Below are 25,354 nucleotides of genomic sequence, written 5' to 3'. Positions count from 1 at the left end.
ACGGGCCGCATCGTCACCGATGCGGCCCGTTGTGCGTGACGCGGCTGTGTGGCGCGGTGCTTACAGCACGTAGCGCGACAGGTCTTCGCTGCCGGCCAGCTCGTTCAGGCGGCTGTCGACATAGGCCGCGTCGACGGTCACCGTCTCGCCCGACGACTTGTGCGCGTGGAACGACAGGTCTTCGAGCAGGCGCTCCATCACCGTGTACAGGCGGCGCGCGCCGATGTTCTCGACCTTCTCGTTGACCGAGAACGCGATCTCCGCCAGGCGGCGGATGCCGTCGTCGGCGAACACGAGCTCGACGTCTTCGGTCTTCATCAGCGCCTGGTACTGCTTGGTGAGGCTCGCGTCGGTCTGCGTCAGGATGGCCTGGAAGTCATCCACCGACAGCGAATCGAGCTCCACCCGGATCGGGAAGCGGCCCTGCAGTTCGGGGATCAGGTCGCTCGGCTTGGACAGCTGGAACGCGCCCGAGGCGATGAACAGGATGTGGTCGGTCTTGATCATCCCGTACTTGGTGCTCACGGTGGTGCCCTCCACCAGCGGCAGCAGGTCGCGCTGCACGCCCTGGCGCGACACTTCGCCGCCGCCGTGTTCGCTGCGGCTGGTGATCTTGTCGATCTCGTCGAGGAACACGATGCCGTTCTGCTCGACATTGGCGATGGCCTTGTGCTTGAGCTCCTCTTCGTTGACGAGCTTGCCGGCCTCTTCCTCCACCAGCAGCTTGAAGGCCTCGTGCACCTTCATCTTGCGGCGGTGCTTCTTGCCCTGGCCCAGGCCCGCGAACATCGAGCGGATCTGCTCGGTCATCTCTTCCATGCCCGGCGGGCCCATGATGTCCATGCCGGGCATGCCGGCCGCGACCTCGAGCTCGATCTCCTTGTCGTCGAGCTGGCCCTCGCGCAGCTTCTTGCGGAAGACCTGGCGCGCGTTGGAGTCCTTCTCCTCCGGCTGCGCGAAGCCGATGTCGCGCGGCGGCGGGATCAGCACGTCCAGCAGGCGGTCTTCGGCGGCGTCCTCGGCCTTGGCGCGCACCTTCTTCATCTCGGATTCGCGCGTCTGCTTGACGGCCATCTCGGCCAGGTCGCGCACGATGGTGTCGACGTCGCGGCCGACATAGCCGACCTCGGTGAACTTGGTCGCCTCGATCTTGATGAAGGGCGCGTCGGCCAGCTTGGCCAGGCGCCGGGCGATCTCGGTCTTGCCCACGCCGGTCGGGCCGATCATCAGGATGTTCTTGGGCGTGATCTCCTGGCGCAGCGGGTCGGCCACCTGCTGGCGGCGCCAGCGGTTGCGCAGCGCCACGGCCACGGCCTTCTTGGCCTTCTGCTGGCCGATGATGTGCTTGTCGAGTTCGGAAACGATTTCCGACGGGGTCATGGTCTCGGGCATGGATGTTCTGTCGATGCGTGCGGTCGAGCCGGGCTTATTCCAGCGTCTCGATCACGAAATTGGTGTTGGTGTAGATGCAGAGCTCGCCGGCGATCCTCAGCGATTTCTCCACCACGTCGCGCGGCGCAAGCTCGGTGTTCTCCATCAGCGCCTTGGCCGCCGACTGCGCGTACGCGCCGCCCGAGCCGATCGCGGCGATGCCGCCTTCCGGGTCCAGCACGTCGCCGTTGCCGGTGATGACCAGCGTCGATTCACGGTCGGCGACGATCAGCATGGCCTCGAGGTGGCGCAGCGCGCGGTCGGTGCGCCAGTCCTTGGCGAGGTCGACGGCGGCACGCAGCAGGTGGCCCTGGTATTTCTGCAGCTTGGCCTCGAAGCGGTCCAGCAGCGAGAACGCGTCGGCCGTGGCGCCGGCAAAGCCCACCAGCACCTTGCCGTCGTAAATGGTGCGCACCTTGCGGGCCGTGCCCTTCATCACGATGTTGCCCAGCGTGACCTGGCCGTCGCCGCCGAGCGCGACCTGGTTGCCGCGCCGCACGCTGACGATGGTGGTGCCGTGATACTGTTCCATGCGCTTGTTCCTTGGGTCCTGCAAAGACCGGGCCCCCAGCGGGCTGGTCAAAGCGTCCCATACTTGACGCCGGCCGTCAGGATTTCAAGCCTCGATTCCCGTGCGCCGCGCGTGGATTTGTGCGCCATGAGCCGCTTCGATGCGGTTAGCGCGTCACCTCGAAGGCGTGGGTGCGGTCGTCCAGGTGCGGCACCACCGTGTAGCCCTTGCGCGCCGCCCAGGCGTTGATGTTGAAGTAGAGCGGAATCACCCCGGCCTCGCGCATGCCGATCTCCGTCGCCTCCTGCAGCAGCTTCTCGCGCCTGGCGTCGTCGAGCGTCTGCAGGGCCTCGGCCAGCTTGGCGTCGAGCGCGGGGCTGGAGTAGCGGCCCCGGTTGGAGGCGCCCCAGCCGCGCGCCGGGTCGTAGGTGGCCAGCAGGGCCTTCAGGCAGGAGCTGGCCTCGCCCGTATCCGCGCCCCAGCCGGCCAGCAGGAACGAGAACTCCAGCTTGTTGGCGCGCATGAAGAACGTGGCCGACGGCATGGTCTCCACCCGGGTGGCGATGCCCACGCGCGTGAGCATCGACGCGATCGCCTGCGCGACGCGGTGGTCGTTGACGTAGCGGTTGTTGGTGGCGTGCAGCGTGATGCCGAAGCCGTCGGGGTAGCCGGCCTGGGCCAGCAGTGTCTTCGCGGCGGCCACGTCGGCCACCGGCGCCTTCAGGCCGGGCACGTGGCCGAACAGCGTGCTGTTGATGAGCTGACCGGTCGGCTCGGCCGCGCCTTCCATGACGTGGTCGGCGATGGCCTGGCGCGAGATCGCCAGCGAGATCGCCTGGCGCACGCGCACGTCCTTGAGCGGGTTCTTCGCCAGCGGCCGGCCGGCCTTGTCGGTCACGAACGGCGAGACCTCGCGCGCCGAATCCATGTGCAGGTACATCAGGCGGAACGCCGGCATCTTGAACACCGAGACCGCCGGATTGGCCGCCAGCCTTTTGATGTCGGGCGGCGGCACGCTCTCGATGACCTGCACGTCGCCGGCCAGCAGCGCGGCCACGCGCGAGGCGTCGGCGGTCAGGATGCGCAGCGTCACGCGATCCCATTGCGGCTTCTTGCCCCAGTAGGCGTCGTTGCGCGCCAGCTCCAAGCGGTCGCCCTTGGTGAACGAGACGAACTTGTACGGTCCGGTGCCGATCAGCGCGCGGCCGTTGTTGAAATCGTCGGGGCCGGCTTTCTCGGCGGCCTTCTTCGACACGATGTAGAGGGTCGACAGGTCGTTCGGCACCAGCGGGTACGGTCCGTTGGTGGTGATGCGCACGGTCAGCTTGTCGAGCGCCGTGACGTCCTTGAAGCCGCGTGTGTAGATGGTGTACGGCGACGGGCTGTTCTTGATGGTGGCCGGCCGGGCCAGCGAGTACACCACGTCGGCCGAGGTGAATTCGCTGCCGTCGTGGAACTGCACGCCGGGGCGCAGCTTGAGCTCCCACACGGTGTCGCTGACGGCCCGCCAGGAGATCGCCAGGCCGGGCCGCATGCGCATCTTGTCGTCCTTGGCGACCAGCGTCTCGAACAGGTGCTCGGCGACGTTCGCGTTGGGGGTGACGTTGTGGAAGTGCGGGTCGAGCGAGGTGATGTCGCCCGACAGGCCGACCACCAGCGTGGACGGCGGCTGCGCGTGGGCCGTGGCGGGTGCGAGCGCCATGGCAAGGGACAGCGTGGCGACCGCACTCGCGGCGCGCAGCAGACGCAGGACCAGCATGACGACTCCCCGAAATGTTAAAACGTGTTCAAGCGCTCGGGGGATTGTCGGGACCGGGCGACACCGGTGTCAATGCTGGTGAAGCGGGGGCAACCCCGATTTAGTGGGGATGACCGCAGTCGCAGTCGTCGCCGTGCTCGTGGTCGTCTTCCGCTTCGCCGTGGTCGTCGTCGAAGCCCCAGTCGGGGAACGGGTCGGGCAGCTCGGCCCAGGCCGCGGGGCCGGCGGCGAATTCGGCGTCGGTCAGCAGGCAGGCGTCCAGGCTCGCCGCCAGCGCGGCCTCGTCCAGGTCGATGCCGATGAAGACCAGTTCCTGGCGGCGGTCGCCCCACGGCGCGGGCGCGCCGTTGTCGAGCATCTTGTCGGCGATGTCGGTACGGGCTTCGTCCTCGTCGGGCCATTCGGCCGTGTCGACGGCGGCCCACCAGGCACCGGCGCCGCCGTGACGCATCACGCCGCCGGCCTGCCCCCAGCTGCCGGCCACGTCCATGCGCGGCGCCAGCCAGAAGTAGCCCTTGGAGCGCAGCACGCGGCCGTGCTCGCGCAGCCATTCGGTATGCATCAGGTCCCACAGGCGCTGCGGGTGGAAGGGCCGGCGGCGGCGGTAGACGAAGCTGCGGATGCCGAGCGCTTCGGTCTCGGCCACGTGTTCGCCGCGCAGTTCGGCCAGCCACGCGGGCGCAGCGGCGGCGGCGTCGAAATCGAAGCGGTGGGTGTTCAGGATCGCGTCCAGCGGCACGTGGCCGAACGACGCCGGCAGGATGCGCGCGCGCGGGTTCAGCGAATGCAGGATGCCGGCCAGCCGCTCGCGCTCGGCTTCGTCCACCAGGTCGGTCTTGTTGAGCACGATCACGTCGCAGAACTCGACCTGCTCGATCAGCAGGTCGACCACGGTGCGGTCATCGTCCTCGTCGCGGGCCTGGCCGCGGTCGGCGAGGAAGTCGGCGGCGTCGTAGTCGGCCAGGAAGTGCTGGGCGTCGACCACCGTCACCATGGTGTCGAGCCGGGCCAGGTCGGACAGCAGCCGGCCTTCGGCATCCTCGAAGGTGAAGGTCTCGGCGATGGGCAGCGGCTCGGCCACGCCGGTCGATTCGATCAGCAGGTAGTCGAAGCGGTCTTCGCGCGCCAGGCGGGCGATCTCGTCGAGCAGGTCCTCGCGCAGTGTGCAGCAGATGCAGCCGTTGGACAGCTCCACCATGCGCTCATCGGTGCGCGAGAGCTGGGCGCTCGTGGCGGTGCCGTCGCCCACGAGCTGCGCGTCGATGTTGACGTCCGACAGGTCGTTGACGATCACGGCCACGCGCTTGCCCTCGCGGTTGGCGAGCACGTGGTTGAGCAGCGTGGTCTTGCCGGCGCCGAGGAAGCCGGACAGCACGGTGACGGGAAGGGGTCGAGTCATGGCAGTGCCTACAAAGCAAACAGCCCGGCGATCACCGGGCTGCGGGGTCAGGCTGGGTCGACGAGCACGTCAGTCGCCAAACAGCTTCTGGCGCTTTTCGCGGCGCTCCTGCGCCTCCAGCGTCAGCGTGGCGGTCGGGCGGGCCAGCAGACGCGGGATGCCGATCGGCTCGCCGGTTTCGTCGCAGTAGCCATAGTTGCCCTCGTCGATGCGGGCGATCGACTGCTCGACCTTCTTGAGCAGCTTGCGCTCGCGATCGCGGGTGCGCAGTTCCAGCGCGTGTTCTTCCTCGATCGTGGCGCGGTCGGCCGGGTCCGGCACGATCACGGTTTCGCGCAGGTGCTCGGTGGTCTGGCCGGCATTCTTGAGAATGTCGTCGCGGAGCTTTTCAAGCCGGTCCTTGAAGAAGGCGAGCTGGGCCTCGTTCATGTAATCCTTGTCGCCCATCTTCAGGATTTCGGCTTCGGTGAGTAGTTTCTTGCTGCTCATGGTTGCTGCGGATGATCCTGGTAAATCGCGCGCCGTGTCGGCTGTCGCGTTGTCCTCGCGCGGGGATGCGCCGGACATGTTCTGGCTGGCGGCGGGCTTGCCGCTCCGCGTGCCTCCTGTCGCCTTCCCGGCAGCGGCGCCCCCTGCCGCTCTGTTCCGGGTGGCTGGCGCAGCCTGGGCTGCTGCCGGTACTGTTCCGGGCTGTCCGCCGCCGTTGGCGCCGCGCCCGTCCTTGGTCCTTGACGTCACCATTGCCTGCTCCTCCTGCCGGGCCTGCCTAGGACGACGTACATCGAATCGATCTATTGTATCTGAACGATCTTACCCGAACTATCGGAGAAACACGGACATGAAATGCGGCCCGGACGTCCCGGGCCGCGCGCCGCAAACGAGGGGGGCGGCGGCCGCGTCAGGCCAGGCAGTTCTCCAGGCCCTTCAGGATGGTGTCGCGCGGCAGGTCCACGCCGATGAAGACCATGCGGTTGCCCGGCGTCTCGCCGTCCCACTTGCCGCCCACGTCGCTGCCCATCAGCTGGTGCACGCCCTGGAACACTACCTTGCGGTCGACGCCCTCCATGTACAGCACGCCCTTGTAGCGCAGCAGCTTCTCGCCGTAGACGTTGAGCACGCCGGAGAGGAATTCCTCCAGCTTGGTGTAGTTGAACGGCCGTTCGCTGCGGAAGACGAACGAGGCGATGCGGTCGGTATGGTGCGCGTGGCCGTGATGGTGGTGATGGCCGTGCCCGTGATGGTGATCGTGGCCATGCTCGTGATCGTGATCGCAGTCGGGCGAGCAGGCGTGGTTGTGCTCATGACCGTGGTCGTCCTCGCGCAGGAAGTCGGGGTCGATCTCCAGCTTGGCGTTCAGGTTGAAGCCGCGCAGGTCGAAGATGGTGTCGATCGGCGCCTCGCCGAAGTTGGCGGTGCGGATCGGCGCGCGCGGGTTCATGTGCAGCAGGCGGTGGCGCAGCGCCTCGACGTCGTCGTCGGAGACCAGGTCGCCCTTGGTGATGAAGATCGCGTCGGCGAAGCCCACCTGGCGCTGCGCTTCCTCCTGCTTGTCGAGCTGCTGGTTGCCGTGCTTGGCGTCGACCAGCGTGATGACGGCGTCCAGCAGGTAGCGGGCGGCGATCTCGTCGTCCATGAAGAAGGTCTGCGCGACCGGGCCCGGGTTGGCCACGCCGGTGGTCTCGATGACCACGCGGTCGAACTGCAGCTCGCCCTTGTCGCGGCGCGTGAGCAGGTCGGACAGCGCGGCCACCAGGTCGCCGCGGATGGTGCAGCAGATGCAGCCGTTGCTCATCTGCACGATCTGCTCGTTGCCGTCCTGCACGAGGATGTCGTTGTCGATGTTCTCCTCGCCGAACTCGTTCTCGATCACGGCGATCTTCATGCCGTGCTGTTCGGTCAGGATGCGCTTGAGCAGCGTGGTCTTCCCGCTGCCGAGAAAGCCCGTCAGGATGGTGACCGGGATCAGTTTGGACATGGTGCGTTTCCTGTCTGGTGGCGGGCGGCGCAGTCGGCGCAGCAGCCCTTGATGGTGAGTTCGGCGTGGTCGGCGGCGAAGCCGGCAGGCAGGGCGGGCGTCGGCACGGCCGGCGGCGTGGCCGTTTCCAGGCAGAAGTCCCGCCCGCACTGGGTGCAGTGGAAGTGGCTGTGGGCCCGGTGCGCGGCTTCGCGCGCGGCGTCGTGCTCGGCGAGGCTGAAGCGGAACACGCGGTCGGCGCCGGCCGTCTTGTGGACGATGCCGCCGGCCACCAGCCAGTCGAGCACGCGGTAGACCGTCACGCGGTCGATGCCGGCATCGGCGGGCAGCGCGTCGCAGACGGCCTGGTGCGACAGCGGGGCATCGCCCTGCATCAGTGCGGCCAGCACGCGCACGCGCGGCTCGGTCACGCGGCTGCCCAGCCCGCGCAGGCGCGCCCGGGCCGCCGCTTCGGGCGCATCCGGATGAGAAGTGGTGGGAACGTCGCGTGGAGCCGGGCTGTTCATCCGGCCATTGTACCCAGCCCTGCGCTCCTGCCGCAATTCAGTTGCAACTGGGCGGCGTCGTGCCGTCCCGGATGTGCCCGATGTCCGGCTAGCCGGCGAACACCAGGCACACCGGCGTCGGCACGTTGGAGACCACGGCCGGCTGATCCAGCCTGCCGGTGGCGTCGTCGATGCGCAGGCGCAGGATCGTGTCGCCCTTCTGGCTCAGCGCGTAGAGGTGGCGGCCGTCGTCCGCCATGGTCAGCGCGCGCGGGAAGCGCAGGCCCTCGCTCCAGTACTGGAGGGCGGCGAGCCTGCCGGAGGCCGGGTCGATGCTGAACGCGGCGATGCTGTCGGCCAGCGGGTGCTCCGATTTCAGCCGCCGGTTGGAGGCATACAGGAAGCGCCCCGACGGGTGCATCACCAGCGCCGCGCCGCTCTTCTGCCCGGTGTAGTCGGCCGGCGTGGTGGCGATGCGCTGGCGCTCGTCCAGCACGCGCCCCGTGGCGGGGTCGTAGCCGTGGCAGGCCACGGTGCCGTCCAATTCGCTGATGACGTAGAGCAGCTTGCTGGACGGATGCAGCGCCAGGTGGCGCGGGCCGCCGCCGGGCTTGAGCTGGGCGCGGTCGCGCGGCGTCAGCTTGCCGTCTTCCAGCGCGAACACGTTGATGCGGTCGGTGCCGAGATCCGTGCCCAGGATGTGCCGGCCGGTCGGGTCGAACAGCACCATGTGGGCGTGCGGCGCCTCCTGGCGCGCGGTGTCGGGCCCGGAGCCGGTGTCCTTGAACAGGCCCGAGACGCTGCCCAGCCTGCCGTCCGCGCCGATCGGCAGCACGTTGTACGCGCCGCCGCCGTACAGTGCCACGGCCAGGTGCTGCCCGTCCGGCGACACCGCCACGTGCGCGGGAATCGTGCCCGACAGCGACAGCGGCTGCCGGTTCAGCAGCGTCAGCCGGCCGTCGCGCGGGTCGATGGCATAGGCCTCGGCGGTGCCGGTGGCGCGGCCTTCGTAGACATCGATCTCGTTGATGGCGTACAGGCAGCGCTGATTCGGGTGCACCGCCAGGAACGACGGGTTGGCGCTCTCCACCACCTGCACCTGCGACCAGGCATCGCCGCGCGGCGCCAGCACGTAGATGCCGCGCGCGGGGGGCCCGCCCGCCGTGCCGCCCGGCGCGTCGAACGTATAGGTGCCGACATAGGCGAAGCGCGGCGCTCGCGTGCCGCCGGCCGGCGGCGTGCCGGAGGCGGCGGGCTGCTCGGCGCCCTGCGCCTGGGCAAGCTTGGAAAGAGGCAATGCGCCCAGCAAGGGCAGGCTACCGGTCCACTGCATGAGGGTTCTGCGAAAGCGGTTGAAACGGGTCATCGTCGTTCCTCCTCACGGACGCACGGACATCGCGTGGTGGAAGATGTTGTTCGGATCATAACGGCGCTTGACGCGTTGCAGGAACGCATAGAGATCGCCGTCGCCGTAATAGAGCTGCGGCCAGAACGGATAGGCCAGCATGTCGACGTCGGGGTAGTTGATGTAGCAGCCCTCGTACCGGTCGCCGGGGTATGGCGTGCCGGCATGCGGCGCGCTCACGTCGGGCGTGCCGTAGACGTCGCGGTAGAAGTCGCCGATCCAACGCAGGTGGCCGGCGTCGTCCGCGGCCGATGTCCAGTAGGTCTGGTACTGCAGCTTCATGACGGAAGCGCGCTGGGGCACGGCCGTGTCGGCGATGCGCTCGGCCTTGTTGACGGCGCCGCCGTACGAGTCGACCTGCAGCAGCGATTGGCTCAGGTCGATGCCCTGCACGGTGCGCGTGAGATGCGTGTAGATGCGCTGCGCCTCGCGCGCCGTGAAGCCGCGCTTCATGTAGGCCGACTTGTACTTGCCGCGCTGGTTCGGGCCCGAGCCGTTCAGAGACTGCGTGGCGGTCAGCCAGTCGTACTGGACGACGGTGTGCGGCTTGGAGCAGAGCAGCTGCCCCACGCCCTGCCGGTGCGCGGGGCCATAACCCGGCGGGCGCGCCCTGGCCGGCACCGGCGCGCAGACCTGGAAGCGGGCCAGGAAATCGTTGAGGACAGAGAGGTCGCGGCAGGTGCCGTCGGGGTTGCAGAACTGCGTGAGCATCACGATCTGCCCGGCGGACTTGTGCGTCAGCTTGAGCAGGGAGAACAGGCCCCACGTGTCCGGGTCCTTGCCGCGTGTCGCCCAGTAGTCGCCGTAGAGGCGCAGCAGTTCGGCGAAGCGCTCGGGCGTCATGGCGGCCCAGTCGAAGGCCACGGTGGCGAGGGCGACTTCGCGCGGTGCCTCGGGCAGCCTGGCGAAGGTATAGCTGGTGATGATGCCGAAGTTGCCGCCGCCCGCGCCGCGGCAGGCGCGGAACAGGTCCGGATCGCGCGCCGCGTCGACCGTGCGTGGCGCGGCCCTGCCCTGCTTGTCGACGGTGACGATGTCGACGGCGCTCAGCCAATCCACCGTCAGGCCCTGCAGGCGCGACAGCAGCCCGTAGCCGCCGCCGCTGATGTGCCCGCCCGCGCCCACCGAATAGCACGAGCCGCCCGGCAGCGTCACGCCGTGGCGCTTGTAGAGCTCGAGCGCGCCGTTCCAGTTCTGCATGCCGGCGGGGACGCGCACGGCGCCGTCGGCGCGGACCTCGGGCGCATTCAGCAGGCTGAGGTCGACGATCACGCCGCCGGGGTTGTTGCTGACGAAGTCTTCGTAGCAATGGCCGCCGCTGCGCACCGTGGGGCGCATGCCCGTGTCGATGATGCGCTGGAGCGCGGGCGCCACCTCGTCGGTCTTCTCGCACAGGGCGATGCGGCCGGCGGCCTGCGCGTCGCTCGATGGCCAGCGCAGGTTGAAGCCGTGCCGGAGCGTGTCGTAGCGGGGATCCTGGCGGGTCACATCGAGCGTCATCGGCGACTCCCGGTCGGGTTTGCGCAAGCGTTGCGCAAACGGAGTTGGGGTCGGGCCGCACGCCGGCGGCGCGGGCCCGGAGGTTCCAACTTAGTCGCTCGCCTGCCCGGATTCCACGGCAGATCGCGGGCCGCGATGGCGCGCCGTCAGCCCACCTGCAGCAGCAGGCCCTTGAGGTATTCGCCTTCGGGGAAGCTGGCGAGCAGCGGATGGTCCAGCCCGGCCGAGAGCCGCCGCTGGATGCGCGCCGTCACCCGGGCATCGGCCGCCGCGCCGGCCACGATCTTCTGGAACAGGTCGGCGTCGATGGCGCCCGAGCATGAATACGTGAACAGCAGGCCGCCCGGCCGCAGCAACTGCAGGCCGACCAGGTTGATCTCTTTGTAGGCTCGCGCGGCGCGGTCCACCTGCTGCGCGGAGGCGGCGAACTTGGGCGGGTCCAGCACGATCAGGTCGAACTGGCGGCCCTCGGCGCGGAAGTTGCGCAGTGACTTGAAGACATCGGCATCCAGCCATTCGGCGCGCGCCGCATCGAAGCCGTTGAGCGCGACGTTGCGCTCGGCCACCGCCAGCGCCTCGCCCGACGAGTCGATCGAGACCACCGAGCGCGCCCCGCCCTTGAGCGCCGCCAGCGAGAAGCCGCCGGTGTAGCAGAAGCAGTTGAGCACGTCGCGGTCCCGCGCCAGCGCGCCGACCAGCGCGCGGTTGTCGCGCTGGTCCACGTAGAAGCCGGTCTTGTGGCCGGCGCGCGCGTCCACGTAGTAGCGCACGCCGTGCTCGGTGGCCGACAGGTCGGCGGGCGGCTCGGCGCCGGCCAGCACGCCGGTCTGCTGCGGCAGGCCCTCGCGCTCGCGCACGCTCACGTCCGAGCGTTCGTACACGTTGGGGCAGCCGGTCTCCTTGACCAGCGCGGCGACGATCGCCTCCTTCCAGTGCTCGACGCCGGTCGCGCTGAACTGGCACACCAGCTGGCCGGCGGCGAGCGTGCCGTACTGGTCGACGATCAGGCCGGGCAGGCCGTCGGCCTCGCCCATGACCAGGCGCACGGCGTCGGTGTCGCGCACCCAGTCGCGCCGGTACGCCACGGCGGCGGCGATGCGGCGCTTGAAGAAGGCGTGATCGATCGGCTCGGCTTCATCGAAGGACCACACCCGCGCGCGGATCTGCGAGGTGGGGCTGAACGCGGCGCGGGCCAGGAAGCGGCCGTCATGCGCGCGGACCACCATGGTGGTGCCGGAGGCCGGGCGGCCTTCCACGCGGTCGATGGCGTTGGCGAATATCCACGGGTGCCGGCGCAGCAGCGAGCGCTCCTTGCCGGGCTTGAGAATCAGGGTTTGCATACGGCTGGGATGGGAATGCCCGGTTGCCCGGGCGGCGCGTCATTTCTTCTTTGCGCGCGGGTGGGCCTGATCGTAGATCTTGGCCAGGTGCTGGAAATCGAGCGAAGTATAAACCTGCGTGCTGGCGATGCTGGCGTGCCCGAGCAGTTCCTGCACCGCGCGCAGGTCGCCGGAGGATTGCAGCATGTGCGTGGCGAACGAATGCCGCAGCACGTGCGGATGCACGTCCGCCGGCACGCCCGCGGCGATGGCGTTGCGCTTCATCCGGGTCTGGATCTGCCGCTGCGCCAGCCGCTTGCCGCGCGCCGACAGGAACAGCGCGTGGGCGTCTTCCGGGGCGGCGTCGGGCTGCGCCAGCTGCGGGCGCACCGCCAGCCACGCGGCCAGGGCCTCGGCGGCCTTGCTGCCCACCGGTACGGTCCGACGCTTGTTGCCCTTGCCGAGCACCGTCACTTCGCGTGCCTCCAGGTCGAGCCAGCTCGCCGAGGCGTAGTCGCCGGCCTGCGCGTGGCGCAGGTCGAGCCCGACCAGTTCCGACAGCCGCAGCCCGCACGAATAGAACAGCTCGTTGACGGCGCGGTCGCGGACGGCTTCGGGGTCGTCGCCGGGCAACTGCTCCATCAGTGCGACGGCCTGTTCGACCGAGAGCGCCTTGGGCAGCCGCTTCGGGCTCTTGGGCGCGCGGATGCCGTCGACCGGGTTGGCGGTGACGGCCGCATCACGCGGCGCCAGCCACTGGTACCAGCCGCGCCACGCCGACAGTGCCCGCGCGATGCTGCGGCCCGACAGGCCGCCGCCGTGCAGCTGCGCCATCATGCGGCGGATGTGGTGCGGCTGCAGCCGCATCAGGTCGATGCCCGCCGCGAACCGCGCGCCGAGCTGCTGCAGCACGGCCAGCTCGCGGGCGTAGCTCGCCAGCGTGTGCTGCGACAGCTTGCGCTCGAACTTCAGCGCGTCGAGGTAGGCCGCGATCTGCGGATGGGGCGGCGCGGGGGCGTCGCGGTCATCGTCGGGTGCAGACGGCGGCATGGCGGCGGCGCGATCAGTCGCGCAGGCGGTTCAGCGCAGCGGCGGCCAGCTCGCCGATCTGCGCGAGATACGTGGTGCCCATGCCATCGTGGAAGCGACGCGCATCCGGCGAGCCCAGCACCAGCAGGCCAAAGGCCGGCGCGGCGCCGGCATCGGCATCGGCATCGTCGCGCACCGGCACGCGCAGCGTGACGATGGCGACCGACTGGACGGCATCGCCCTCGCCCTTGCCGCCCTCGGCCAGCTCCAGCCAGCCGGCCGCCTCGAAGCCGGCATTGGGGCCGCAGTACGGCGCGCGCAGGCCGGCGGCGAACAGGCGCACCTCTTCGCTCACGCCCAGCGCCACTTCCAGGTGCGCGAATTCCTCGGACACCTGCCACACCCGCAGCGCCACGGCCGGCACCTCGAAGATCTCGCGCAGCCCGTCCTGCACCGCGTAGGGCAGCGCATGCGAGTCGGCCTCGCCGAGCAGGCGCGCGGTCCACGCGTGGATGCGCTGCTGCGTGCGGTCGTTCTCGTTGCCGTGGCGCACCAGGTCCGACAGCTTGAGCTCCAGGTGCTTGTTCTTGTCGCGCAGGATCTCCATCTGGCGCTCCTGCAGCGAGACCGCGCGGTGGCTGTGCGGGCTGGTCAGCTGGATGGCGGCCAGCAGTTCGGCGTGCTCTTCGAAGAAGGCCGGATGCGTCTGCAGGTAGTTGGCGACGTCTTGTGCGTTCATGGTGCTCATCAGGCTACGCCCAGTTTCTTCTTCAGCAGTTCGTTGACCTGGCTCGGGTTGGCCTTGCCGCGCGTGGCCTTCATCGCCTGGCCCACCAGCGCGTTGAAAGCCTTGTCCTTGCCGGCGCGGAATTCCTCGACCGACTTGGCGTTGGCTGCCAGCACCTCGTCGATGATCTTCTCCAGCTCGCCGGAATCCGACATCTGCTTGAGGCCCTTCTCGGCGATGATGGCGTCGGCGTCACCACCGTGCTCGCCGGTCCACATGGCGGGGAAGACGTCCTTCTTGGCGGTGTTGTTGGAGATGGTGCCGTCGGCGATGCGCGCCAGCAGCCCGGCCAGTTGCCCGGGCGACACCGGCGCGGCATCGATCTCCAGCCCGGCGCGGTTCAGGTTCGAGGCCACCTCGCCCATGATCCAGTTGGCGGCCGCCTTGGCGTTGGCCGCGCCGGCGGCGGCCACCACGGCCTCGAAGTAGGCGGCGGTGGCTTTGGTGGCGGTCAGGATGCTGGCGTCGTACCGGGGCAGGCCGTAGGCCGATTCGAAGCGCGCGGCCATGGCGGCGGGCAGCTCCGGCAGCGTGGCGCGCACCGCGTCCACCCAGTCGGCGCCGATCATCAGCGGCAGCAGGTCGGGGTCGGGGAAGTAGCGGTAGTCGTGCGCGTCTTCCTTGCTGCGCATCGAGCGCGTTTCCTTGCGGTCGGGGTCGTACAGGCGGGTTTCCTGCACCACGGTGCCGCCGTCCTCGATCAGCTCGATCTGGCGGCGCACTTCGTAGTTGATGGCCTCTTCCAGGAAGCGGAACGAGTTCAGGTTCTTGATCTCGCAGCGCGTGCCGAACGGCGCGTCCGGGCCCCGGCGCACCGAGACGTTGGCATCGCAGCGGAAGCTGCCTTCCTGCATGTTGCCGTCGCAGATGCCCAGCCACATCACCAGCGCGTGCAGCGCGCGGGCATACGCCACGGCTTCGGCCGCGCTGCGCATGTCGGGCTCGGTGACGATCTCCAGCAGCGGCGTGCCGGCGCGGTTCAGGTCGATGCCGGTCATGCCGGCGAAGTCTTCGTGCAGCGATTTGCCGGCGTCTTCTTCCAGGTGGGCGCGCGTCAGGTTGACGGTCTTCTCGTAGCCGGGCTGCCCGTTCCTGCCTTCCACCTGGATGGTCAGCGTGCCGCCCTGCACCACCGGAATCTCGTACTGGCTGATCTGGTAGCCCTTGGGCAGATCGGGGTAGAAGTAATTCTTGCGCGCGAAGATGCTCTTGGACGCGATCTTGGCCCCGATGGCCAGGCCGAACGTGATGGCGCGCTCGACGGCGCCCTTGTTGAGCACCGGCAGCACGCCGGGCAGCGCCAGATCAACCGGCGCGGCCTGCGTGTTGGGCGCCGCGCCGAAGGCGGTGGAGGCGCCGGAGAAAATCTTCGAGGCGGTCGAAAGCTGTGCGTGCGTTTCGAGGCCGATCACCACTTCCCATTGCATGTTGCGTGTGTCCTGTCGATTGTTGTGGTGTGAATCCTAGGTGTGTTCCGTGTTCGTGCGTGCGGCGCTGCCGGGTGGGCGGCGCTCAAGGGTGCGGATTATCCAGCCATGCCGCCAGCTGCGTGAAGGCCGCTTCGCGCGCCGCCGGATCGCCGCCGATCGTGACGGTGCCATGGCGCGCGCCGTCCGGGATGTCCTTGCGCGGCGCGAGCGGTGCCGTGCCGTCGAAGCCATGGTCAGTGCCGCCGAGCTGCTCCAGCGCGAAGCGCGCCTGCGGCTGGCGGGCCAGCACCGCGCTTTGCAGGGCCTGGCAGCGGTCGGCGGGCGTCCAGTCGTCGTAGGCGCCGGCCAACAGCAGCAGCGGCGCGTTCAGCCGGTAGGCCGGACGTCGCAGCGCGGCGAGGCAGCCGGGGTCGAACGCCACCGCGCGCTCCACGTCCGGCGTGCCGGCGGGCCAGGTGCGGCTGGCATCCACGGTGTCCAGCACCGCCTGCGCGCCGTTGGACCAGCCGAGCAGCACGATGTGGCGCGTGTCCAGTCCGGGCTGCGCGGCAATCCAGCGCAGCGTCGCCAGGATGTCGGCACGCCGCGCCGCGCCGTCGATGCTGCGCCCGGCCGTCGGCTCGGTGCAGATGCCGTGCGGCTTGCCGCGCGGGCCGAAGCTATCGGGCAGCACCACCGCATAGCCGCGTGCGGCCAGCCATTGCGCGTAGCCGCGATAGCGTTCGCCGAGCGCCATGGCGTCCGCGCCGGCCGGCGTGTACAGGCCGCCGCAGCCGTGCAGCGCGACCACCACCGGCGCGCCGGCGGCGGCGCTCTTGCGGCCCGGCGCGATCCAGTATGCGGTCAGCGTCTGCGGCGCGTCCTCGGCATCCTTCATGACGGCGCGCGGAATCTGCACGGTCTGCACGCCCAGTTCCGCCGCCGACGGCGCATGGGCGGCCGGCATGTCGGGCTGCGCGCTGGCGAGCGCGCTCGTTGCCAGCAGCACGCCGGCCAGCCCGCGCGACAGGGCACGCGATGCGCGACGCACCCGGCGCATCACCGCGCGTTGCGGGCGCATTGTCCCGTTTGCGGATCGAACATCACCGGCCAGGCTTCCTCATAGATGCCGGGGGTGCAATGCGCTTCGCAGTTGGCGTGTGCCAGCGTGACGCGGCGCGGGTCCTGCCAGACCATCAGCTTGCAGCTGCTGTTGCGCTCGCTCAGCTCGATGCTGGGCCGCCGCTTGGTCTGCTGGAAGGTCGACAGGTCGAACCGGCAGGAGCCGCGCCGGCCGACCCACAGCTGCCATTGCAGCGCGCTCACGTTGTTGTCGGCCACGGTCAGCGTCGCCTGTTCGCGGAAGCCGTCTTCCTCGGTCTGGCTGCAGGAGCCGGACAGGTCGATGCGGCGGTCGGCGATCGGGGCGGACGGCGCCGATGGCCTGCCGATGATCGGCAGGGACGGCAGCGAAGGCAGCGGCAACGGAATCGAACCGCAGGCGGTCAGCACCACGGCGGACAATGCCGCCAACCCGCCCATGCCGATGCGTCGCGCCATGATCGCCTCCGCCATTGCGTTGAGCCGCCGGACCCCGGGGTCAGGCCGCCGGCCGGCGCGTGTGCCAGTCGGTCGCCTGCTGGAACGCATGCGCGATCTGCAGCATGCGTGCCTCTTCAAAATAGTTGCCAATGATCTGCAAGCCAACCGGGAGACCGTTTGCGCCGAAGCCGGCCGGCACGCTCATGCCCGGCAGGCCGGCCAGGCTGGTCGATAGCGTGAAGATGTCGGCCAGGTACATCTGCAGCGGATCGTCGGTCTTCTCGCCGAGCTTCCAGGCCACCGTCGGCGCCACCGGCCCCATGATCACATCGCATTGCCCGAACGCGTTCTGGAAATCCTGCGCGATGATGCGGCGGATCTTCTGCGCCTGCAGGTAGTAGGCGTCGTAGTAGCCGTGCGACAGCACATAGGTGCCGACCAGGATGCGGCGCTTGACCTCCCAGCCGAAGCCTTCGGCGCGGGTCTTGCGGTACATGTCGGCCAGGTCGCGGTACGCCGCCGCGCGGTGGCCGTAGCGCACGCCGTCGAAGCGCGACAGGTTGGACGAGGCCTCGGCCGGGGCGATCACGTAGTAGGTCGGGATCGACAGTTCGGTCTTGGGCAGGCTGATGTCGACCAGCGTGGCGCCCAGCGTTTCCAGCTCTGCCAGCGCGGCCCGCACGGCGGCGCGCACGTCGTCGGCCAGCCCCGCGCCGAAGTATTCCTGCGGCAGCCCGATGCGCAGGCCGGCCAGCGGGCGGGCGGCGTCGGCGCCTTCCAGCGGCCGGCCCAGCAGGCGGCCGAAGTCTTCCGCGTCGCCGCCGCGGCCCGGCTCGAGGCTGGTGGAATCGCGCGCGTCGAAGCCGGCCATGGCCGACAGCAGCAGCGCGCAGTCCTCGGCCGTGCGCGCCATCGGGCCGCCCTGGTCCAGCGACGAGGCAAAGGCGATCATGCCGTAGCGCGACACCCGGCCATACGTCGGCTTGATGCCGGTGATGCCCGAGAACGACGCCGGCTGGCGGATCGAGCCGCCGGTGTCGGTGCCGGTCGCGGCCGGCGCCAGGTCCGCCGCCACGGCTGCGGCCGAGCCGCCGGACGAGCCGCCCGGCACGCGCGCGACATCCCACGGATTCTTGACCGGGCCGAAATGCGAGTTCTCGTTGGACGAGCCCATCGCGAACTCGTCCATGTTGGTCTTGCCCAGCGTCACCATGCCGGCGGCGGCCAGGCGCTCGACCACGGTGGCGTCGAACGGGCTCACGTAGCTGTCGAGCATCTTCGAGCCGGCCGTGGCGCGCCAGCCGCGCGTGACGAACACGTCCTTGTGCGCGATCGGGATACCGGCGAGCGGCCCCGCGTCGCCGGCGGCCAGGCGCGCGTCGGCGGCTTGCGCCTGCGCCAGCGTGGCCTCGGGGTCGACATGGATGAAGGCGTTCAGGTCGGCCCGCGCCTCGATGCGCGCCAGATAGTGGCGCGCCAGTTCCACCGCCGACACTTCCTTGGCGGCGAGTTGGGCGGACAGGGTTTTGAGCGTGGATGCGGTCATCGAATACGTTCGGATGGGCTGCCGGCAGCGGCCGGCGACGGCAAATGGGACGGGGTCGGAGCAGGCGCGTCGGCGCCTCGGGGCGATGCGTTACTCGATGACCTTGGGCACCAGGTACAGGCCGGCCTCGGTGGACGGCGCGCACTGCTGGTAGTCGGCGCGGCGGTCGGGCTCGGTCACGGCGTCTTCGCGCAGGCGCTGGGCCGGGGCCTGCACTTGCTCGATCGGGTGGGCCATCGGCTCGATGCCGGTGGTGTCGACGGCCTGCATCTGCTCGACCAGCGTGAAGAACTGGTTCAGCTGGGTCAGGGTCTGCGCCGCCTCGCCATCGGAGACTTCGATGCGGGCAAGATGGGCGATGCGTTTGACGTCGGAGAGTTCGAGTGCCATCGGAGCTAGTGTGTGAGTGCGGCCACGGGCGGGGCAAAGTGCGCGAAAAGGCGACAACAGGGCGCGAGGTGCGCGCAATCGCCGCAAAATTGGAGGCAAACGCCCGCGAATCGCCCGAATTATAAGGTATGATTGCCGACTAAATTTCTAAGTCAGCAGGCGTTTTCGTGCGGTCACGGACCCTCTGATTAAGTGCCCGGGCGCCATGTCCGGCGGCGCTGGCAGGGTCTGGCGACACTTAATCAAAGGTTCCTTGGGGCCAGCCCTCGACGGGCGGCTCGCGACCGGCAGGCTCCAGCGCGCGCGATGCGCGCAGGGCCACCGGCCACCACGGGGACCCGCGACACATTCCCGGGGAGCGCAGTAGCAGGATCGGACCGCATGGCAGCGCCAGGCGACGTCCGCGCATCGGTGCAGCCGTTGCACCGTGATTCTGCGATTGGGCGTCCCATGACTTGAGAAAACAGGATTCATCCGATGTTCGGCTTTCTGCGCAGCTATTTTTCCAACGATCTCGCGATCGACCTCGGCACCGCCAACACCCTGATCTACGTCCGCGACAAGGGCATCGTCCTCGACGAACCGTCCGTGGTCGCCATTCGCCAGGAAGGCGGCCCGAACGCCAAGAAGACCATCCAGGCCGTCGGCAAGGAAGCCAAGCAGATGCTGGGCAAGGTGCCGGGCAACATCGAGGCGATCCGCCCGATGAAGGACGGCGTGATCGCCGACTTCACCGTCACCGAGCAGATGCTCAAGCAGTTCATCAAGATGGTGCACGACAGCAAGCTGCTGCGCCCGTCGCCGCGCATCATCATCTGCGTGCCGTGCGGCTCGACCCAGGTGGAGCGTCGCGCCATCCGCGAATCGGCGCTGGGCGCCGGCGCCTCGCAGGTGTACCTGATCGAGGAGCCGATGGCGGCCGCGATCGGCGCCGGCCTGCCGGTGTCGGAGCCGTCGGGCTCGATGGTGGTGGACATCGGCGGCGGCACCACCGAGGTGGGCATCATCTCGCTGGGCGGCATGGTCTACAAGGGTTCGGTGCGCGTGGGCGGCGACAAGTTCGACGAGGCCATCGTCAACTACATCCGCCGCAACTACGGCATGCTGATCGGCGAGCAGACCGCCGAAGCCATCAAGAAGGAAATCGGCTCCGCCTTCCCGGGTTCGGAAGTGCGCGAGATGGAGGTCAAGGGCCGCAACCTGTCCGAGGGCATTCCGCGTGCCTTCACGGTGTCGTCCAACGAAATCCTGGAAGCGCTGACCGATCCGCTCAACCAGATCGTGTCGTCGGTCAAGATCGCGCTCGAGCAGACGCCGCCGGAACTGGGCGCCGACATCGCCGAGCGCGGCATGATGCTGACCGGCGGCGGCGCGCTGCTGCGCGACCTGGATCGCCTGCTGGCCGAGGAAACCGGCCTGCCGGTGCTGGTGGCCGAAGATCCGCTGACCTGCGTGGTGCGCGGCTCCGGCATGGCGCTGGAGCGCATGGACAAGCTCGGCAGCATCTTCTCGTACGAGTGATGCGCCACCGTTTGCCATCCGTTCATGTGGCCGCGCAGGCGGCCTGGGCGGATCGCTGACATGCGCACTGTGCCGGTGCGACGTGCTCCGCCCTCCCCGGGCTCCAGCACCGCCCCGGCGCCACACCCCACCCGGGCCTGTTGCGTGCCCGGGGTGTCAATCTGAAGCGTCTGGGTTATGGACTACTCCCCGCCGCCCCTCTTCAAGCAGGGCCCGTCCGCGACAGCGCGGCTGGTCGCCCTGATTGCGCTTGCGCTGGCCCTGCTGGTGATCGACGCGCGCCTGTCGGTGCTCGGCGTGGTCCGGCAGGTGGTGTCGGTGGTGCTGTATCCGGTCGAGCGCGTGGTGCTGATTCCGCGCGATACCGCCCGGGCGCTGCTGGACTACACGCAATCGTCCACCCGGCTCGCCACCGACAACCGCACCCTGCGCGAGTCGGCCGTCGCCCAGGCCCAGCAGTCGCTGCGCGCCAGCCAGCTGGAGGCCGAGAACCGCAACCTGCGCACGTTGCTCAACCTGAAGCAGCACGCCGCCGTGTCGACCGTGGCGGCGGAAGTCCTCTACGAGGCGCGTGATCCGTACACCCAGCGCATCGTCATCGACCGAGGCACCAGGGACGGCGTGCGCGCCGGCTACCCGGTGATCGACGACCGGGGCGTGGTCGGGCAGGTGACGCGCGTGTCGCTGTTCGAAGCGCAGGTGACGCTGCTGACCGACAAGGACCAGGCGATTCCCGTGGAGGTCGTCCGCAACGGCCTGCGCAGCGTGGCCTTCGGCGGCGCCCGCCCGGGCGCGCTGGACCTGCGCTTCATGGCCGCCTCGGCCGACCTGCAGCAGGGTGATCTGCTGGTGACGTCGGGTCTGGACGGCGTCTATCCCGCCGGCCTGCCGGTGGCGCGCATCGCCCAGATCGAGCGCAAGGCGGACACCGCCTTCTCCCGCGTGATCTGCGAGCCGGTGGCGGGCATCCGCAGCAACCGGCACCTGCTCATCGTCAAGTACGAGTCGGGCTTCCCGCCGCCGACGGACCTGGCGCCGGCCTCCGCCCCCAAGGGCAAGAACGCCGCGCGCGATGCCCGCGAGGAGAAGGCGCGCGCCGCGCGTGCCGCCGCCGAAGCCAACGTGCCCGCGCCGGCCGCCGACGACAACACGCCGCCGCCGCGACCGACCGACGCCGACGGCAACCCGCTGGATACCGATCCGGCGCCGAAACGCTAGCGAGCGACGCCATGAACTCGCCCCAATATCTGCTGCGCCCGGTCAACCCCGGCTTCATCGCCTTCAGCTTTGTGGTGGCGTTCCTGTGCAATCTGATGCCGTGGGGACACCTGCAGTGGATCCCGGACCTGGTGGCGCTGGTGCTGGTGTTCTGGAACATCCACCAGCCGCGCCGCGTGGGCATGGTGGTGGCCTTCCTGCTGGGCCTGCTGATGGACGTGCACGAGGCGCGCCTGCTGGGCGAGCATGCGATGGCGTACACGCTGCTGTCGTACTTCGCCATCACCATTCACCGCCGCGTGCTGTGGTTCTCGGTGCTGTCGCAGGCGCTGCATGTCCTGCCGCTGCTGCTGCTCGCGCACGCGGTGCCGATCCTGATCCGCCTGCTGATGGGCGCGCACCTGCCCGATTGGCAGGTGGCGCTGCCGCCGCTGATCGAAGCCGCGCTGTGGCCCGTCGCGAACGCCATCCTGCTGGCGCCGCAGCGCCGTCCGGAGAGCGTCGACGAGACGCGCCCGATCTGATGCACGCATCCGGGCCGCAGGCATGACCGAGATCCGCAACGTCGAACAGGAGCTGTCGCGCTTTCGCGTGCGGCTGGCCGCGGCCGCGCTGTTCGTGCTGGTGTGCTTCGGGCTGCTGCTGGTGCGCTTCTTCTGGCTGCAGTCGGTCAAGCACGAGCAGTACTCGGCCAAGGCCGAGGACAACCGCATCTCGGTGGCGCCGATCGAGCCCAACCGCGGCATCATCATGGACCGCAACGGGGTGGTGCTGGCGCGCAACTACTCGGCCTACACGCTGGAGGTCACCCCGTCCAAGCTGCAGGACACGCTGGACAACACCATCGACCAGCTCGCCCAGGTGATCGACATCCAGCCGCGCGACCGTCGCCGCTTCAAGCGCCTGATGGAAGACGCGCGCAGCTTCGAGAGCCTGCCGATCCGCAGCCAGCTGACCGACCAGGAGGTGGCGCGCTTCTCGGCACAGCGCTTCCGCTTCCCGGGCGTGGACGTGCACGCTAGGCTGTTCCGCCAGTACCCGTTGGGCGAGGCGGCGGCGCACGTGATCGGCTACATCGGCCGCATCTCCGAGCGCGACCTCGAGCGTATCGACGACATGAGCGAGGCCAACAGCCAGCCCAACGTCACCTACGATCCGCGCAAGGACGCCAACAACTACAGCGGCACCGAGTACATCGGCAAGGTCGGCATCGAGCAGAGCTACGAGACCGAGCTGCACGGCCTGACCGGCTACGAAGAAGTCGAGGTCAGCGCGGGCGGGCGGCCGATCCGCACGCTGTCCACCTCGCAGGCCACGCCCGGCAACAACCTGATCCTGTCGCTCGACATCAACCTGCAGCGGCTGGCCGAGCAGCTGTTCGGCAACCGCCGCGGCGCGCTGGTGGCGATCGAGCCCGAGACCGGCGACATCCTCGCCTTCGTCTCCAAGCCCACCTTCGACCCGAACCTCTTCATCGAAGGCATCGACAGCGCCACCTGGAGCGAGCTGAATGGCTCGCCCGACAAGCCGCTGCTGAACCGCCCGCTGCGCGGCACGTATCCGCCGGGCTCGACCTACAAGCCGTTCATGGCGCTGGCCGCGCTGGAGCTGGGCAAGCGCACGCCGCAATGGGGCATGGCTGATCCCGGCTCGTTCACGCTGGGCAACCACACCTTCCGCGACGACGCGCCGGGCGGCCACGGCTGGGTCGACATGTACCGCTCCATCGTGGTGTCGTGCGACACGTACTACTACAAGCTCGCCAACGACATGGGCGTCAACGCCATCCACGATTTCATGAAGCCGCTCGGCTTCGGCCAGGTCACCGGCATCGACATCGAGGGCGAGCGCACCGGCATCCTGCCCTCCACCGAGTGGAAGCGCAAAGCCTACAAGCGTCCCGAGCAGCAGAAGTGGTACGACGGCGAAACCATCTCGCTGGGCATCGGCCAGGGCTACAACAACTTCACCATCCTCCAGTTGGCGCATGCGGTGGCGACGCTGGCCAACAACGGCGGCGTGATGAAGCCCCACCTGGTCAAGGCCGTCGAGGATTCCGTCAACAAGGCCCGCACGCTGACGGTGCCGACCGAGAGCTACCGGATTCCGCTCAAGCAGGCCAACATCGACGTGATCAAGCGCGCGATGGCCGGGGTGGTCCAGGCCGGCACGGCGGCCAAGGCGTTTGCCGGCGCGCAATATGCCGCGGCGGGCAAGACCGGCACGGCGCAGGTGTTCTCGCTCGGCAAGGGCGAGAAGTACAACCACCATGCCATTCCCGAATACAAGCGCGACCACGCGCTGTTCGAGGCCTTCGCGCCGACCGACCACCCGAAGATCGCGGTGGCGCTGATCGTCGAGAACGCCGGCTTCGGCGCCACCTCGGCCGCGCCGATCGCGCGCGCGGTGTTCGACTACTACCTGCAGGGCAAGTGGCCGGCCGAGCTGGCGGCCATCGCGCCCAAGGTCCAGCCGCAGCCGCCGGTCGATACGCCGAGCGTGTTCTCCACCGGCAAGACCGCCACCATCGCCAGCGCCACGGCCACGCCGCAGGCAGCCGCGGAGGCGGTGGCGCAGAGCGCGGCCCTGGCCGCGGCCGCATCCGGCGAGCAGGCTGCCGATGCAGCCACGGTGGGCGGCGCGTCCGCGCCGGGCGCTTCGGCCGTGGCGGCCGGCGCACCGCGCGCCGCGCCGGCGATGTCGTCCGATCGGGTCGCGCCCGCGCTGCGCGAGGCCGGCACCAGCGCCCAGGCGGTCGCTCCGGCCACGCTGGACGCCCAGGTGCTGCAGGCGCTGTCGCACGTCCAGCCCGCCCCCGACCTGCCGAGCCCGCGCGGCCGCAACCTGCCGGCGGCACCGGCTTCCGCGCCGGCCGCCTCGCCCAAGGACCGCAAGCCCGCGGTCAAGCCCAATCCCAAGCCTGCGCCCAAACCGGCACGGGCCGCTCCCTGACTCTCGCGCTTGAGGAACGCACCATGGACAAGCGCCGCGCATTCAACGTCATCAAGTCGCTCTTCACCGGCTTCGACAAGCCGCTGGCGCTGATCGTCTTCCTGCTGCTCGGCACGGGGCTGATCGCCCTGTACTCGGCGGCCATCGACATGCCCGGCCGGGTGGAAGACCAGGTGCGCAACATCCTGCTGTCGTTCGTGGTGATGTGGATCATCGCCAACCTGCCGCAGCAGACGCTGATGCGCTTTGCCGTACCGCTCTACACCGCGGGCGTGGCCCTGCTGATCGGCGTGGCGATGTTCGGGCTGATCCGCAAGGGTGCGCGGCGCTGGCTCAACATCGGCGTGGTGGTGCAGCCCTCCGAGATCATGAAGATCGCCATGCCGCTGATGCTGGCGTGGTACTTCCAGAAGCGCGAGGGGGTGATCCACTGGTATGACTACCTCGCCGCCGCCGTGCTGCTGCTGGTGCCGGTCGGCCTGATCGCCAAGCAGCCCGACCTGGGCACGGCGCTGCTGGTGCTGGCCGCGGGCATCTACGTGATCTACTTCGCGGGGCTGTCGTGGCGGCTGATCGTGCCGGTGATGGTGATCGCCGTGACGGCGGTGACGCTGGTGGTGTCGTTCGAGTCGCGCATCTGCGCGCCGGGCGTCAACTGGCCGATCCTGCACGACTACCAGCAGCACCGCATCTGCACGCTGCTCGACCCGACCACCGATCCGCTCGGCAAGGGTTTCCACACCATCCAGTCGATCATCGCGATCGGCTCGGGCGGGGTGACCGGCAAGGGCTGGCTCAAGGGCACGCAGACGCACCTGGAGTTCATCCCCGAGAAGCACACCGACTTCATCTTCGCGGTCTATTCCGAGGAGTTCGGGCTGGTGGGCAACGCGATCCTGGTGTTCCTGTACCTGCTGCTGATCCTGCGCGGGCTGGTCATCGCCGCCAACGCGGGCACGCTGTTCGGGCGCCTGCTGGCCGGGTCGATCACGCTGATCTTCTTCACCTACGCCTTCGTCAACATGGGCATGGTGAGCGGCATCCTGCCGGTGGTGGGCGTGCCGCTGCCGCTCGTCAGCTACGGCGGCACCGCGCTCGTCACGCTGGGGATGGGGCTGGGCATCCTGATGAGCATCGCGCGGCAGAAGCGCTTCGTGCAGACGTAGCGGCGCGCAG

At 69.3% G+C, this 25,354-nt stretch carries 22 protein-coding genes; 5 read left to right on the top strand and 17 right to left on the bottom strand.

All coding sequences use genetic code 11. From position 1 onward, the window contains the following. Nucleotides 1-60 precede the first annotated feature (60 nt). From hslU to gatC, 17 genes are all read right to left on the bottom strand, one after another. Nucleotides 61-1,392 (bottom strand): ATP-dependent protease ATPase subunit HslU, encoded by a 1,332-nt coding sequence (hslU, locus tag GO999_RS16495; RefSeq protein WP_028860022.1) that lies wholly within the window; start codon nt 1,390-1,392, stop codon nt 61-63. A gap of 34 nt (nt 1,393-1,426) precedes the next feature. Continuing rightward, nucleotides 1,427-1,963 (bottom strand): ATP-dependent protease subunit HslV, encoded by a 537-nt coding sequence (gene hslV, locus GO999_RS16490; protein WP_011000010.1) that lies wholly within the window; start codon nt 1,961-1,963, stop codon nt 1,427-1,429. Between the two features lie 145 nt (nt 1,964-2,108). After that, on the bottom strand, nt 2,109-3,701 hold the full coding sequence (locus GO999_RS16485) for an ABC transporter substrate-binding protein (RefSeq protein ID WP_016722623.1): 1,593 nt from the start codon (nt 3,699-3,701) through the stop codon (nt 2,109-2,111). Between the two features lie 100 nt (nt 3,702-3,801). Continuing rightward, nucleotides 3,802-5,100, bottom strand: a complete 1,299-nt coding sequence (gene zigA / locus GO999_RS16480; RefSeq protein ID WP_111374655.1) for a zinc metallochaperone GTPase ZigA — start codon at nt 5,098-5,100, stop codon at nt 3,802-3,804. A gap of 69 nt (nt 5,101-5,169) precedes the next feature. Then, complete coding sequence (gene dksA / locus GO999_RS16475) at nt 5,170-5,589, bottom strand: RNA polymerase-binding protein DksA (protein WP_011000013.1); 420 nt, start codon at nt 5,587-5,589, stop codon at nt 5,170-5,172. 409 nt (nt 5,590-5,998) lie between these two features. Next, the gene (locus tag GO999_RS16470; protein WP_211906414.1) at nt 5,999-7,075 is read right to left on the bottom strand and encodes a CobW family GTP-binding protein; all 1,077 of its coding nucleotides are present in this window, start codon (nt 7,073-7,075) and stop codon (nt 5,999-6,001) included. Then, nucleotides 7,063-7,581, bottom strand: a complete 519-nt coding sequence (locus GO999_RS16465) for a Fur family transcriptional regulator (protein ID WP_011000015.1) — start codon at nt 7,579-7,581, stop codon at nt 7,063-7,065. The genes GO999_RS16470 and GO999_RS16465 overlap by 13 nt, the downstream gene beginning before the upstream one ends. Before the next feature lie 88 nt (nt 7,582-7,669). After that, nucleotides 7,670-8,926 (bottom strand): lactonase family protein, encoded by a 1,257-nt coding sequence (locus GO999_RS16460; RefSeq protein ID WP_071012306.1) that lies wholly within the window; start codon nt 8,924-8,926, stop codon nt 7,670-7,672. 12 nt (nt 8,927-8,938) lie between these two features. Further along, nucleotides 8,939-10,465 carry an N-acetyl-D-hexosamine oxidase gene (locus tag GO999_RS16455; RefSeq protein WP_011000017.1) on the bottom strand — a complete coding sequence of 509 codons (1,527 nt, stop codon included), beginning with the start codon at nt 10,463-10,465 and terminating at the stop codon, nt 8,939-8,941. A gap of 146 nt (nt 10,466-10,611) precedes the next feature. After that, the gene (locus GO999_RS16450) at nt 10,612-11,805 is read right to left on the bottom strand and encodes a class I SAM-dependent rRNA methyltransferase (RefSeq protein WP_028860027.1); all 1,194 of its coding nucleotides are present in this window, start codon (nt 11,803-11,805) and stop codon (nt 10,612-10,614) included. Between the two features lie 39 nt (nt 11,806-11,844). After that, a complete protein-coding gene (gene xerC, locus GO999_RS16445; RefSeq protein WP_211906413.1) occupies nt 11,845-12,834 on the bottom strand; it encodes a tyrosine recombinase XerC in 990 nt (329 codons plus the stop codon). A gap of 13 nt (nt 12,835-12,847) precedes the next feature. Continuing rightward, nucleotides 12,848-13,561, bottom strand: a complete 714-nt coding sequence (locus GO999_RS16440) for a DUF484 family protein (RefSeq protein ID WP_020830841.1) — start codon at nt 13,559-13,561, stop codon at nt 12,848-12,850. After that, complete coding sequence (gene gatB / locus GO999_RS16435) at nt 13,561-15,027, bottom strand: Asp-tRNA(Asn)/Glu-tRNA(Gln) amidotransferase subunit GatB (protein ID WP_020830842.1); 1,467 nt, start codon at nt 15,025-15,027, stop codon at nt 13,561-13,563. The genes GO999_RS16440 and gatB overlap by 1 nt, the downstream gene beginning before the upstream one ends. Before the next feature lie 85 nt (nt 15,028-15,112). Then, the gene (locus GO999_RS16430; protein WP_011000022.1) at nt 15,113-16,090 is read right to left on the bottom strand and encodes a dienelactone hydrolase family protein; all 978 of its coding nucleotides are present in this window, start codon (nt 16,088-16,090) and stop codon (nt 15,113-15,115) included. Next, on the bottom strand, nt 16,069-16,569 hold the full coding sequence (locus tag GO999_RS16425) for a hypothetical protein (protein ID WP_011000023.1): 501 nt from the start codon (nt 16,567-16,569) through the stop codon (nt 16,069-16,071). Before GO999_RS16425 ends, GO999_RS16430 begins: the two co-directional genes overlap by 22 nt. A gap of 40 nt (nt 16,570-16,609) precedes the next feature. Further along, nucleotides 16,610-18,097: an Asp-tRNA(Asn)/Glu-tRNA(Gln) amidotransferase subunit GatA gene (gene gatA, locus GO999_RS16420; RefSeq protein ID WP_069079278.1), complete on the bottom strand. Its 1,488-nt coding sequence runs from the start codon at nt 18,095-18,097 to the stop codon at nt 16,610-16,612. Nucleotides 18,098-18,187: 90 nt separating this feature from the next. Next, a complete protein-coding gene (gene gatC / locus GO999_RS16415) occupies nt 18,188-18,487 on the bottom strand; it encodes an Asp-tRNA(Asn)/Glu-tRNA(Gln) amidotransferase subunit GatC (protein WP_011000025.1) in 300 nt (99 codons plus the stop codon). A gap of 477 nt (nt 18,488-18,964) precedes the next feature. On the opposite strand from gatC, the gene GO999_RS16410 reads away from it, so the two are divergent. The 5 genes from GO999_RS16410 to rodA all read left to right on the top strand — a co-directional run bounded on the left by GO999_RS16410 (nt 18,965) and on the right by rodA (nt 25,344). Beyond that, the gene (locus tag GO999_RS16410) at nt 18,965-20,008 is read left to right on the top strand and encodes a rod shape-determining protein (protein ID WP_011000026.1); all 1,044 of its coding nucleotides are present in this window, start codon (nt 18,965-18,967) and stop codon (nt 20,006-20,008) included. A 177-nt stretch (nt 20,009-20,185) separates the two neighbouring features. Next, nucleotides 20,186-21,226: a rod shape-determining protein MreC gene (gene mreC / locus GO999_RS16405; RefSeq protein WP_197345194.1), complete on the top strand. Its 1,041-nt coding sequence runs from the start codon at nt 20,186-20,188 to the stop codon at nt 21,224-21,226. 11 nt (nt 21,227-21,237) lie between these two features. Next, complete coding sequence (gene mreD, locus GO999_RS16400) at nt 21,238-21,750, top strand: rod shape-determining protein MreD (RefSeq protein ID WP_211906412.1); 513 nt, start codon at nt 21,238-21,240, stop codon at nt 21,748-21,750. A gap of 22 nt (nt 21,751-21,772) precedes the next feature. Beyond that, nucleotides 21,773-24,178: a penicillin-binding protein 2 gene (gene mrdA, locus GO999_RS16395; protein ID WP_020830846.1), complete on the top strand. Its 2,406-nt coding sequence runs from the start codon at nt 21,773-21,775 to the stop codon at nt 24,176-24,178. A gap of 23 nt (nt 24,179-24,201) precedes the next feature. Further along, nucleotides 24,202-25,344, top strand: coding sequence for a rod shape-determining protein RodA (gene rodA / locus GO999_RS16390; protein WP_011000030.1), 1,143 nt, complete (start codon nt 24,202-24,204; stop codon nt 25,342-25,344). Nucleotides 25,345-25,354: the final 10 nt, after the last annotated feature.

The sequence above is a fragment of the Ralstonia nicotianae genome (assembly GCF_018243235.1).
Classification (GTDB): Bacteria; Pseudomonadota; Gammaproteobacteria; order Burkholderiales; family Burkholderiaceae; genus Ralstonia; species Ralstonia nicotianae.
The sequence above is the reverse complement of the archived record's forward strand: the minus strand, read 5'-3'. Positions and strand labels throughout refer to the sequence as shown.